The sequence below is a fragment of the Shewanella zhuhaiensis genome (assembly GCF_022484835.1).
Lineage (GTDB): Bacteria > Pseudomonadota > Gammaproteobacteria > Enterobacterales > Shewanellaceae > Shewanella > Shewanella khirikhana.
In genome coordinates this window covers 54,080-65,954 of sequence record NZ_JAKUDL010000001.1, presented here as the reverse complement: position 1 = coordinate 65,954, position 11,875 = coordinate 54,080, and the positions used below count along the sequence as shown (strand labels likewise).

The 11,875-nt window shown below is 56.7% G+C and carries 9 protein-coding genes; 4 read left to right on the top strand and 5 right to left on the bottom strand.

The window, feature by feature from the left end; all coding sequences use genetic code 11:
* Window positions 1-41: 41 nt before the first annotated feature.
* Window positions 42-1,085: an HlyD family secretion protein gene (locus MJ923_RS00230; RefSeq protein WP_240589396.1), complete on the bottom strand. Its 1,044-nt coding sequence runs from the start codon at window positions 1,083-1,085 to the stop codon at window positions 42-44.
* Window positions 1,086-1,183: 98 nt separating this feature from the next.
* Between MJ923_RS00230 and MJ923_RS00225 the strand changes: the two genes are divergently transcribed.
* Together MJ923_RS00225 and MJ923_RS00220 are read left to right on the top strand one after the other, a co-directional pair.
* Window positions 1,184-2,110 (top strand): LysR family transcriptional regulator, encoded by a 927-nt coding sequence (locus tag MJ923_RS00225; RefSeq protein ID WP_126169240.1) that lies wholly within the window; start codon window positions 1,184-1,186, stop codon window positions 2,108-2,110.
* Between the two features lie 185 nt (window positions 2,111-2,295).
* On the top strand, window positions 2,296-3,321 hold the full coding sequence (locus MJ923_RS00220; protein ID WP_240589395.1) for a DUF4382 domain-containing protein: 1,026 nt from the start codon (window positions 2,296-2,298) through the stop codon (window positions 3,319-3,321).
* Window positions 3,322-3,711: 390 nt separating this feature from the next.
* Here the strand turns inward: MJ923_RS00220 and MJ923_RS00215 are convergent, their stop codons facing one another.
* Together MJ923_RS00215 and MJ923_RS00210 are read right to left on the bottom strand one after the other, a co-directional pair.
* Window positions 3,712-5,667: an alpha/beta hydrolase family protein gene (locus MJ923_RS00215; RefSeq protein WP_240589394.1), complete on the bottom strand. Its 1,956-nt coding sequence runs from the start codon at window positions 5,665-5,667 to the stop codon at window positions 3,712-3,714.
* 93 nt (window positions 5,668-5,760) lie between these two features.
* A complete protein-coding gene (locus MJ923_RS00210; RefSeq protein WP_240589393.1) occupies window positions 5,761-7,149 on the bottom strand; it encodes an aminotransferase-like domain-containing protein in 1,389 nt (462 codons plus the stop codon).
* 199 nt (window positions 7,150-7,348) lie between these two features.
* Here MJ923_RS00210 and MJ923_RS00205 point away from each other — a divergent pair, with 199 nt between their 5' ends.
* On the top strand, window positions 7,349-7,939 hold the full coding sequence (locus MJ923_RS00205; protein ID WP_126169236.1) for a carboxymuconolactone decarboxylase family protein: 591 nt from the start codon (window positions 7,349-7,351) through the stop codon (window positions 7,937-7,939).
* Window positions 7,940-7,996: 57 nt separating this feature from the next.
* Here MJ923_RS00205 and MJ923_RS00200 read toward each other — a convergent pair whose 3' ends face one another.
* The gene (locus MJ923_RS00200) at window positions 7,997-9,493 is read right to left on the bottom strand and encodes an SO_0444 family Cu/Zn efflux transporter (RefSeq protein WP_240589392.1); all 1,497 of its coding nucleotides are present in this window, start codon (window positions 9,491-9,493) and stop codon (window positions 7,997-7,999) included.
* Entirely contained in the window at window positions 9,484-9,945 is a 462-nt protein-coding gene (gene zntR, locus MJ923_RS00195; protein WP_240589391.1) for a Zn(2+)-responsive transcriptional regulator, read from the bottom strand. Before zntR ends, MJ923_RS00200 begins: the two co-directional genes overlap by 10 nt.
* Before the next feature lie 294 nt (window positions 9,946-10,239).
* On the opposite strand from zntR, the gene purH reads away from it, so the two are divergent.
* The gene (purH, locus tag MJ923_RS00190) at window positions 10,240-11,829 is read left to right on the top strand and encodes a bifunctional phosphoribosylaminoimidazolecarboxamide formyltransferase/IMP cyclohydrolase (protein ID WP_240589390.1); all 1,590 of its coding nucleotides are present in this window, start codon (window positions 10,240-10,242) and stop codon (window positions 11,827-11,829) included.
* Window positions 11,830-11,875: the final 46 nt, after the last annotated feature.

The following is an 11,875-nucleotide window of genomic DNA, read 5'->3' as shown; positions in this document are numbered from 1 at the left end:
GCTCATGGTGGCTCCTTACATCCGGGCAGCGTCTGGCAACCTCAGCGGCTCGCCGTCAACGCCTGCTTGGGGGCCAGCTGGGTATCCACCGACACCACGGCGCTGAGGCCGGGCACGACGTGGGCCTGCTCTTCACTCATTTCAAGCCGGATCCGCACAGGAATACGCTGCACAATCTTGGTGAAGTTGCCGGTGGCATTCTCTGCTGGCAGCAGGCTGAATTTGGCACCGGAAGCCGGCGACAGGCTGTCGATGACTCCATGGAACTCATGGTCGGGAAACGCGTCGAGTGACACTGTCACCGGCTGACCGGGTTTCATCCCGTGGATCTGCGTTTCTTTGAAATTGGCAGTGATCCACATGGCCCCGTCCGGCACCAAACTGAAAAGCGCTTGCCCCGGCTGCACATATTGGCCGACAAAGGCGCCGCGCTTGCCCACCACCCCATCGAAGGGGGCGCGGATTTCGGTATCTTTAAGCTGCAATTTGGCCAGGCTTAATCCTGCCACTGCTTCGGCATGGCTGGCATTGAGCTGATTGCGCTCGGCCACCAGCACCGCCAGTTCCTGCTCACGGGCATCCAGCGATGCCTGGCTCTCTTCAGTGCGGGCTGTGGCGCCATCGAGCTCGGCGCTCAGGCGATCCACATCGTCCTGGGAGCTGTAGTCACGGCGGCGCAGCTCACTGGCACGCACCAGTTGTTGCTTCACCCGCTTGTGCTCGGCATCGGCCGCCTGCACCCCCGCACGGGCCTGGGCGATCAGGGCGCCCTGCAAATTTATCTTGGCTTCCAAGGTGGCAAGTTCGGCACTGACATTGGCCAGACGCGCCTCGCTCTGTGCCACCCTGGCGCGGTATTCACTGTCATCGAGGCGGGCAAGCAGGGCGCCGGCGAGCACATGCTGGTTGTCCTGCACCCGCGACTCCACCACCAGCCCTGGCACCTTCACGCTGACCTGAGAAATATCGGCTTCCACATAGGCATTGTCGGTGCGCTCAATAAACCTGAGGCTGTGCCACAGATACAGGCCACCGCCAACTATGGCCAGCACAGGCAACAGCACCCAGAGTTTTGATTTGCTCATTCGTAGACTCCTTATTCAGTGACTGCTATTGTACTTCTGTCTCTTTTTTTTGATTAGTCAGCCAAAATTCAACCCACTGTTTCACAGGTGTAACAATCATGGACTTAAATCGGGTACAGCTGTTTGCCGCTGTGGTGGAACAGGGCAGCTTCACTGCGGCGGCCGCGCAGCTTGGCGTTACCAAGGCCACCGTAAGTCGCAAAGTTGCCGAGCTGGAGAAAGACGCCGGAGTGCAGCTGCTATTTCGCACCACCCGCGCCCTCAAACTCACCGAGGCAGGTAACAACTACTACAACCGCATCAATCGGATTTTGTCTGAGCTGCAACTGGCCGAAGAACAGCTGAGCGCCAGCCAGCAGCAAATTCGTGGCACCCTCAAGGTCATTTGCCCTATCGAATTGGGGCAGCTGTATCTTGGCCGGGTACTGGCGCGCTTCTTGATGCAATACCCTGAAATCAATATTGAAACTGAGCTGACTAACCGCCGGGTAGACGTAATGGAAGAAGGCATCGATATGCTGTTTCAGATTTCCGATGTCAAAGACACCCGGCTAACAAGCCATGCGCTGATCCGCGCCGAAAAGATTTTGCTGGCCTCACCGGATTATCTGGCCAGATTCGGCACCCCGAAGGTTCCAGCCGATCTGGTGCATCACAGAGCCATCAGGCTGACCTCGGCTCATATCGATGGCGTGTGGCGCATTTTTGATGGCGAGCAGTGGCAGGTGTTTGAGCCCGAGGCGCAGCTCACGGTCAACAATGTCACCCTGGCGCGGGAAGCGGCCCTCGAAGGGGTGGGGATCGCCGCCGTACCCACCCTGATAGCCAAAGATGCCATTGAGGCCGGGCAACTGGTGCCTGTGCTGGAAGACTTTCCCATGCAGCAGGCGAAAATCACCCTCAATTACCCCCAGCGCGCCTACCTGCCACGGCGCTACCGGGTGTTTATCGAATTTGTGTTTACCCATTTGTTCGAGCGATTTGGCGATGAGGTGCTGGAAGTGCCAGACTTTATCAAACGCTGAAACCGGGCCTGTTCGACGGTGGCAAACGGGCGCTACATCAGGAGATTTGCATTTACCGTACGAGGGGTTATCCTGTCCGGCAGGTGCTCAGGCTAACACTTTCGCATGAGCACTGAGGGATCAGGGAAGAAGTAAACCTCAAAAACAGGGACTTATGGAACTCTGAATAACGAAAAAGGTGCAACATGAAATTCACCCAAACTCTGATTGCCGTCACCCTGACCTCCTTGCTTGCCGCATGCGGCGGCGGTGGCGATGACACCCCACAGGTACAAATGGGCAGCTTCAGCCTGGGCGTATCGGATAACCCAGCCGATGCGACCGAGGTTAATATCGCCTTCAAACAAGTGGTATTGAAAAATGCCAGCGGCACATACTCCTTCAACGTGGCAAACAATGGCGCCGCCAAGCAGGTTGACCTGCTGTCGTTCCAGGGCGCGTCGGCCGAGACCCTGGTAGAAGGTGTGCAGGTACCTGTTGGCGAATACCAGATGTGCATCTACATGGAAAACCGCGAAACCGTGGATACCGCCAGCTCATTTGTGAAAACCAACGATGGTAACGACCATGGTCTGGTAACCAATAGCAACGGCAGCTGCGGTGGCACAGGCGCCGAAGACGCCGACACTGGCCGCCTGTTCTTCAACAAGAGCTTCACCATTGCCGCCGGTGCCAACGACTACGTTGCCGAGTTTGACCTCGCCCGTGGTATTCAGGCGCCCCATGGCAACAAAGACTACTGGACCCTCAAGCCGACCTCTGTACAGCTGGTTAACCGCGCCGAAGTTGGCAACATCGAAGGTCTGATTGGCCCTGACACCATTGCTGCCTGTGAAACCGCGGCCGGTGGCAGCGAGTTTGCCGGTGCCGTGTACCTGTACGACGCAGGCACTGTGCTGGAAAACATGAGCGACATCCGCGCTCAGGTTACCGAGCCCATGGTTGCGCCTCTGGCGGTGGCCCGCGTCAATGACATCACCGATGAAGCGGGTAATGTTACCGGCCATGGCTATGAGTTTGGCTATGTGGTGACTGGCAGCTATGCCCTGGGTTACACCTGCGTGGCCCAGAACGACGATCCTGAAGCCGACAACGCGCCCACAGACGAAGTTGCCCCCTTCTTCATCCACGCCGATGAGCAGGACGTAACTGTCACCCAGGGCGCCACCAGCAGCCGTAACTTCCCTGCCGACTACACCCCTGCGGGTTAAGTCGAACAGCAGTCAAAAAAAGCCCCTTAAAACAGGGGCTTTTTTTATGGCTTTGCGCCGTTAGCAAGCTTTCGAATAAGCCAATTTCTATTAGCGCAAAATAATCTATCTGTCTTTTTCGGGATTCTCTAAGCTGACTCTTGCCGTTTAAAAATTCAGCAAACGGCGCCACCGACCACCGCAGGGAGCCACCATGAGCAAAGACCAAAAGAAAGCACCGAAAAAAAGCATGAAGGAAAAACGCGCCGCCAAACAGGCGAAGAAACAACAAGCCGGCAGCAAGGTTGAAAACCTCGGTAAAAAGGGCAAGTAAGCCAGCACCGCCGTTATAGAACATCCATGAAAAAGGCACTCAAATGAGTGCCTTTTTTGTGTCTTCAGCCTGTGCTATCAGGGCTTTAAATAGGTATCAAGGAATTTGAGATACGCCTCGGATGCCGCAATTCTGTTGGCCTTCTTGGTAAAGCCGTGACCTTCGTCATCAAACAGAACATATTCCACCGGCACCCCGTTGGCGCGAACTTTTTCCACCAGCTCATCGCTTTCCACCTGCAATACCCTTGGGTCGTTGGCGCCCTGAATGACCATCAGCGGCCGCACTATATTGCTGGCGTGGAACAGGGGTGAAATCGCTTTGTGGCGCTCGCCATCGGTGGCCGGATCGCCCATTTCATCGTAGAGCGACTTGCGGAAACTCTCCCACCAGGGCGGTATTGAGTTCAGGGTACGTACCCAGTTGGTCACCCCAAAGATATCGATACCGACCTTGAATTCCTCCGGAGTGAAGGCCAGCGCAGCGGCCACCATAAAGCCACCATAACTGCCGCCGACAATGCCAATGCGGTCGTTGTCGACCCAGTCGAGGCTTTGCAGATACTTTTTGGCCCACACCATGTCCTGCAGATCGCCTTCACCATGGTTTTTATCATCCAGATGGAAGAAGGTTTTGCCGTAACCTGAGCTGCCACGGTTGTTAACCGCAAACACAGTATAGCCATGGTTCACCAGATGCTGGATGGTAGGGCTGTAGCCGCTGCGGCTCTGGCCACCCGGACCGCCGTGAACCCACAAAATGGCCGGTGCCGGTTTGGCGCCATGGGCCAGCTTGGGCTGATACAGCAGCCCCGGCACTTCAAGGCCATCGAAGCTCTTGTAGCGCACCACTTTGGAAGCCACCAGGCTGTTGCGATCGATATCCGCGCTCAGGGCATTGGTCAGGCGTTTCACCGACGGCTCGCCAACACGCCACACGTACAGATCCGAAGGCGAAATGTCCGAGTTCAGATAAAACACCATGGTTTTATCGTCTTTGGAAAAACTCACGCCACGGATGTCACCCGCAGGCAGCGGTGGCAACGCCAGCGCCTTGCCGGTTTGGGTGTCGGTGATGCTGACCTTGGTTCGGGCATCGGCATTCACCGCCATCGCCTGATAACGGCCACTTTCAGAGAAGCCATAGTAAAGAATATCCCAGTATTCCGAGGCCACCTTAGTGCGCTTGCCAGAGGCAATATCGTAGGCCCACACCTCATCGAATTCAGACTTGGCATTGCTGCTGTAATACAGGGTGCGACCATCCGGCGAGAAGCTCTTCACCTCTTCTGCAGCTTCAAGGCCAGACTCGCTGACCATCACGGGTTTGAGGCTGCGGCTGCGCAAATCCAGCAAATAGATGTCGCTGTCTTTGTTACTTACTGATTTGTTCAGTGCCACAAAGCGGCCACTCTTATCTATATCCCCCAGCGAAAAGCCCTGATCGTTTTGGAATACCCGGGTGCGCTCGTAGCTGGAGGCATCGTAGCGGTAAAGATCCATAAACTTGGGATCGCGCTCATTGGTGAGGATAAAGAATGACTTACCGTCTTCGGTAAAGCCGGCAAAGGAGGCGCGGGTGTTATCGCCCGGGGTCAGATCACGGATGCTGCCATCGAGTTCACGCACATAAACATGATTTAACTCGTTACCACCCTGATCCTTGGAAAACAGCACCCTGTCGTCGGCCGGGAACCAGCGCTCGGGATAGGTACTGTCTTCGAAATTGGTCAGCTGTGTCTTGCTGCCATCGGCGAGATTGAGGCTGTACAGGTTGTAAATGCCCGACTCATCAGAGCCCACCAGCACAGAACGGCCATCGGCACTGATGCTGGAGCCTGTATAGGACGTGGTGTCGTAGAAGGTTTTGGCGTCATAACGGGTATGCGCCAACAAACGAGGCTTGGCCATGGGGCCCAGGGCTTCGGCGCCACTTTGGCTGGCCGTTGGCGCTGTGGCCGATTCATTTGATGTGGATTGGCACCCCATGACTGCCAAGGCAGACAGGCTTAGCGCCAGCATGGTTTTTTTCATGAAAATCCCTCTGAAAATTATTAATCCGTTACCGCTGGAACTCATCCATCATGGGTGGATGAACTTGTTTAGACAAGTTCCTTTTGTAAGCATTTACAACAAACTATGGGCAAGTCGCCCAAGCACTGCCACGGCTTTTTGGGTCTTGTCGTCATCGTCGAAGGCACCACTTAAACGCAGGCAGTGGTTGTATTGCCCCGCCCCGGAAAACACATCCCCCGGGAAGAAGGCAACCCCTTCGGCAACCGCGAGGGACAACAGCTGCCGCGAATCTATGCCGGGCAAGGTTACCCAGAGCACAAAGCCCCCCTCCGGCCGCCCGATTTGAGTCTGACCCGGAAAGGCCTGCTCCACCCAGCTGCGCAGTTTTTTCAAATTCAGTTGCAGTCGCTTTCCAAGGCTTCCAAGGTGCCTGCTATAACCACCGCTGGCCATAAACTCCGCCACCAATGCCTGAATAATCAAGGGCTCAGATACATTCCGAAACGCCTTCAATTTGGCGATATCGCCATGATAACGGCCGCCGCAGAGCCAACCGAGCCTGAGCCCAGATCCCAGCGATTTGGCCACCGATGAGCAGTAGATAACCCGCCCGTCAGTATCGAGCGCCTTCAGGGCGGGTATGCCTTTGCCCGGCTCCTGCAACTCAGAAAACAGGTCATCCTCAATAATCGCCAGATCGTGCTGCCTCGCCAGCGCCAGCAACCGTTGCCGATTGGCCAGGGGCATTTGGCTGCCGGTGGGATTGGAAAAATCCGGGCAAAGCACCAGAGCTGCCACCTGCCAACGTGCCAGCGCCAGTTGCAGCGCCTCCACACTGATCCCCTGTCCGGGGGAGCAGGGAATTTCCAGCACCTTCATACCCAAAGATTCAATCACCTGCAGCAACCCGGGAAAACAGGGGCTTTCCACCGCTATGGTGTCGCCTGCACGGGCAATGGCACTGAGAGCCAGTGAAATCGCATCCTGACAGCCACCGGTAACAAGTACCTCGCTTTCACCGAGCTCAATCCCTTGCAGTATCAGCCGCTTGGAAATTTCGCGCCTCAGCGGTGGATGGCCACCACTGAAAAGCGGTTGCAGCACGGTTGCCATCTCAAAACGTGCCTGACGAGCCAGCAGCTTCGATAAAGCCGCTCTGGGCAACAGCCCGGGAGACAATACCGCGGTACCCAAATCTGTGATGCCAGGCTGGGCGCACCAGGACAGCACCTGCAGCATGCGGTTATGCACCTCATACCTGGTCGGCCCCTCCACCGGTACCTGCGGCGTGCCGCGAAAACTGACATAAAAACCGGCGCCCGGCCGGGCCTGTGCCAGTGCCTGATCTTCCAACAACCGAAACGCGGCCTGGGCAGTGGACATACTGATACCAAAGCGGCCGCACACCTCCCGAACCGAGGGCAAACGCTCGCCGAGGCCATAACGGCCTTCGCGGATCTGCCTGGCGATAGCCTCTGCGACTTGCTGATATTTTTTCATTTCAACCGATACAGTTGTGCCAAAAATCCACGATACAGTGAAAGTTTGCTCCGAAAGTGTATCGATAACTTAGTGCGGCGGCGCAACTATTGCCAAGCAAAACTTTTTCTTAGGCTATGAAGGTACTCTCTCAAAGCGCCGCGGGTGCGGGATTGCCCCAAGGTGCTTTTTCTCTTTTTGGATGCATCAAGGAGACATCATGCCGCTGGTTAGCCCCCTGCCCGCCGATTCCAACCCGGAAGTGGCCGAAATGGCCAAGTTTTTCAACGAGACACTGGGCTTTTGCCCCAATAGCGTGTTGACCATGATGCGCCGCCCCCGTATCGCCAAGGCATTTATCGAACTGAACATGGCGGTAATGGAAAACAAGGGGCGCCTGACCAGCGCCCAGAAGCGGCTGATAGCCTATGTATCCAGCAATATCACCGGCTGTCGCTACTGCCAGGCGCACACCATTCGCGCCGCCGAACGATACGGGGCCGACGCTGAGCAACTGGAGCATGTGTGGGAATACAAGACCCACAGCGCATTCAGTGAGGCCGAACGGGCGGCGCTGGATTTTGCCGTGGCGGCCTCGGTTGTGCCCAATGAAGTAGACGCCGAGCTGAATGCCAGACTGCATCAGTATTGGGAAGAAGATGAGATAGTGGAAATGCTGGGGGTTATCGCCCTCTTTGGCTACCTCAACCGCTGGAACGATTCCATGGGCACCACCCTGGAAACCGGCGCCATCGAATCCGGTGAAAAACTGCTTGGCCACCGCGGCTGGAATACCGGCAAGCACAAATAAGCTCAGCTCTTTTTAAACAAAAAGCCCCGCGCTGCGGGGCTTTTTGATGCGTTGGGATTAGCTACAACAGCTGCCGGTTTTTTGCTTGCGGGGCAGTTTTTGCCACAGCACCCGGCCCATCAGGAAGGCGAGCAGCAGCCCGGATGAGGCCACCAGCCAGTCTGGCAGCATGGCATGCTCTTCACCAATCTGCGGCGCCACTTCAAAGCCGAAGGTCGCCACCAGATAGTTCACCAGCACACCAAACGCCAGGGCCACACCCAGCACACCACCCAGGTAGCCAAACAGCGCCCGCTTACCCAGCTCCTTGGTCACCACCCCCAGGGTTGCGATATTGGTGGCTGGGCCTGCCATCATAAACACCAGCACAGCGCCGGGAGACACACCGGCCAGCAGCAATCCTGCCGCAATCGGGGTCGACGCCGTGGCGCAGATATACATGGGAATGGACACCAGCACCATCACCAACATGGCGAGAATGCCGTTACCCCACTGAGCTAAAAAGTCTGCCGGCACATAGGTTTGCACCAAGGCGGCAAAGAAAAGACCTATCAGCAACCAGATGGCGGTATCGCGCACCAGGTCGGTTGAGGCATACACCAGCCCGTGCCAAATCCGCTCTATCACAGAGGCAGGCTTATCCGCCGGACGAGCATGCGGTTGCGTGCTGCCACAGCAGCCTGCATCAGCAGCTTTGGCCATGGACGAGGATGATGAAGAAGCGCAGCAGCTTGATGCCTCGGGTACTACGGCCTTGGGGCTGCAGCAAGAAGCCATTTCAGCGGCGGGCTTGGCGTCGCAGCAAGAAGCCGTTTCGGCAGAGGGCTCTGCATCGCAGCAGGAAGCAGAAGCAGTCGCAACCGCCTTCGGCGTGCAGCAGGATCCCTGTACGGGTTCAGGCTTGGGCTCAGCTTCGGCTTTGCCTGAGCAGCAGCTGGCGCCAGTCTTTGCCGCTGTTTTTTCGGAAACGGGTTTGAAGCTCACCGCCGGAGCCCCAGCCAACTTGGCGCCGGTTGGGGTCATCAGTGGGCTGTCTGCCGCAACCGGTTTGAAGCTCATGGCAGGCTTGGCCATTGGCTTTTCAGAAGACTTATCAGACTGCTTTTCAGGCGGCTTTTGAGGTGATGCTTCTGTGGATTGATATCCGTTATCCGGCTCATCTTCATCGCGGCCAACCAGCAGGCCTGCCACTATGGCGCTGGTCACAGCAGCGATGGGGCGGATGATGGCCATAAAGGGCCCAAGCAGCACATAGGAGACGGTGACTGAGTCGACGCCTGTCTCAGGGGTGGACACCAAAAACGAAGTGGTGGCTGCCTTGGAAGCGCCGCTGCGCCGAAGGCCCACGGCCGCCGGAATGACCCCGCAGGAGCACAGCGGCAGGGGCGCGCCCAAGAGCGCCGCCTTAACCGTGGCCTTAAAGCCGTGGCCACCGAGCTGCCTTTGCATCCACTCCATCGGCACAAACATTTTCAGCATTCCGGCGAGGAACAGCCCCAGCAGCAGCCAGGGGGCGGATTCCAAAAATAAATGAAGAAAGTTATTCAACAGCATGAATCATCACCCTTATGCTGTGTGCTGCCGTGATCTTCGGCGCGCACCTGACGATTGGTTTCCAAGGCTTCCAAAATGGAGCAGTGTTCGGCGCTCTCGGGGCCGCCGCAGCAGGCATCAGACAGACGCTGCAAGGAATCGTGAAACACAGCCAGCTCGGCGATTTTGGCGCTGACCTGCTCGAGCTTGTCATCCACCATACCTTTCACATCGGCGCAGGCCCACTCGGCCTTATTCAGCTCGATGGACAACAGCTCGGTGATTTCATTCAGGCTAAAGCCCACCGCCTTGGCACGCAAAATGAATTTCAGCCGGGCGGCATCATCGCGGCTGTAAAGCCGATAGCCCGAATCAGTGCGCATCGAGGGCGCCAGCAAACCGTGTTTTTCGTAAAACCTCAGGGTATCGGCTTTCACCTCACAGAGGCTCGCCAATTCACCAATGCGATACATGTGTCTATCCCGAATTTCCAACAATGGCGCAAGTATAAACCTTGGAGTTTAATCCAAGGTCAAGGGTCTGTGTTGGCTTGGGTGTCGTTCGCAGAACGATATTGTGAAATCACGCAGAAAAAACAGCGCCGGGCAGCGTTTTACGGTAGAATACGCGCCCATAAAAAGGTGTCTTGGCAGACAAATAAACTCGCGTGAGGGGAAACGCGAGGGACTTTTGGAAAATAAAACATTGATGCTGTTTTGTTTTCCGAAAGATCCTTGAACCCTTAACAGCGGAAAACTGTACCCAAAATGAATAATGCCAGACCCATTCGCCGCGCGCTGCTGAGCGTGTCCGATAAAACAGGTATCCTCGAGTTTGCCCAGGCACTGCATGCACAGGGCGTAGAACTCCTGTCCACCGGTGGCACCGCCAAGCTGCTGGCCGATAACGGCGTACCTGTGATCGAAGTTTCTGACTACACAGGTCACCCTGAGATCATGGACGGTCGGGTCAAGACCCTGCATCCCAAGGTGCATGGTGGCATTCTGGCGCGCCGCGGCCAGGATGAAGACGTAATGGCCGCCAACAACATTGGCCCTATCGATCTGGTTGCCGTTAACCTGTATCCCTTTGCCGCTACCGTTGCCAAGCCAGGCTGCACACTGGAAGACGCCATCGAAAACATCGATATCGGCGGTCCTACCATGGTGCGCGCTGCCGCCAAGAACCACAAAGACGTGGTGATTGTGGTTAACGCCAAAGACTACGACCGCGTGCTGGCCGAAATGAGCGCCAATGGCGGCTCTACCACCCACGCTACCCGTTTTGATTTGGCCATTGCCGCCTTTGAGCACACTGCTGCTTACGATGGCATGATTGCCAACTACTTCGGCACCATGGTTCCAGCTCACAGCAGCGACGAGTGCCACGACGACTCCAAATTCCCACGCACCTTCAACACCCAGCTGGTGAAGAAGCAGGACCTGCGCTACGGCGAAAACAGCCACCAGAGCGCTGCCTTCTACGTGGATTTGAACAGCGACGAAGCCTCCGTGGCCACCGCCACTCAGCTACAGGGTAAGGCACTGTCTTACAACAACATCGCCGACACCGATGCCGCCCTTGAGTGCGTAAAAGAATTCGACGCCCCAGCCTGCGTTATCGTCAAGCACGCCAACCCCTGTGGTGTGGCTCTGGGCGACAACCTGCTGGACGCTTACAACCGCGCCTACAAGACCGACCCAACTTCTGCTTTCGGTGGCATCATCGCCTTTAACCGCGAGCTGGACGGCGAAACCGCCGCTGCCATCGTTGAGCGTCAGTTCGTGGAAGTGATCATCGCCCCTGTGGTGAGCCAGGCCGCCCGCGACGTGGTTGCCAAGAAAACCAACGTGCGCCTGCTGGAATGTGGCCAGTGGACCGAGCAAACCAAGGGTCTGGACTATAAGCGCGTAAACGGTGGCCTGCTTATTCAGGATCGCGATCAGGGCATGGTGACCGAGGCCGAGCTTAAAGTCGTGACCAAGCGTGTACCGACCGAAGCTGAACTCAAAGATCTGATGTTCTGCTGGAAAGTGGCCAAGTTCGTGAAATCCAACGCCATCGTGTATGCCAAAGAAGGCATGACCATAGGCGTGGGCGCAGGCCAGATGAGCCGCGTCTACAGTGCCAAGATTGCCGGCATCAAAGCCGCCGACGAAGGTCTGGTGGTTGAGGGCTCTGTGATGGCGTCCGACGCCTTCTTCCCATTCCGCGACGGTATCGACGCCGCAGCGGCTGCCGGGATCAGCTGCATCATCCAGCCCGGCGGTTCTATCCGCGACGAGGAAGTGATTGCCGCTGCCGACGAGCACGGCATGGCCATGGTATTCACCAACATGCGCCACTTCCGCCACTGATAAGATTGAGGCAGCCTTATGGCTGCCTTTCGCATTCAAGATTTAA

Excerpts from the sequence above, each read along its gene's own strand:
- MJ923_RS00205 (WP_126169236.1), top strand. The coding sequence starts at position 7,349 with ATGCCGCTGGTTAGCCCCCTGCCCGCCGATTCCAACCCGGAAGTGGCC.
- purH (WP_240589390.1), top strand. The coding sequence starts at position 10,240 with ATGAATAATGCCAGACCCATTCGCCGCGCGCTGCTGAGCGTGTCCGAT.
- MJ923_RS00215 (WP_240589394.1), bottom strand. The coding sequence starts at position 5,667 with ATGAAAAAAACCATGCTGGCGCTAAGCCTGTCTGCCTTGGCAGTCATG.
- MJ923_RS00220 (WP_240589395.1), top strand. The coding sequence starts at position 2,296 with ATGAAATTCACCCAAACTCTGATTGCCGTCACCCTGACCTCCTTGCTT.
- MJ923_RS00210 (WP_240589393.1), bottom strand. The coding sequence starts at position 7,149 with ATGAAAAAATATCAGCAAGTCGCAGAGGCTATCGCCAGGCAGATCCGC.
- zntR (WP_240589391.1), bottom strand. The coding sequence starts at position 9,945 with ATGTATCGCATTGGTGAATTGGCGAGCCTCTGTGAGGTGAAAGCCGAT.
- MJ923_RS00200 (WP_240589392.1), bottom strand. The coding sequence starts at position 9,493 with ATGCTGTTGAATAACTTTCTTCATTTATTTTTGGAATCCGCCCCCTGG.
- MJ923_RS00230 (WP_240589396.1), bottom strand. The coding sequence starts at position 1,085 with ATGAGCAAATCAAAACTCTGGGTGCTGTTGCCTGTGCTGGCCATAGTT.
- MJ923_RS00225 (WP_126169240.1), top strand. The coding sequence starts at position 1,184 with ATGGACTTAAATCGGGTACAGCTGTTTGCCGCTGTGGTGGAACAGGGC.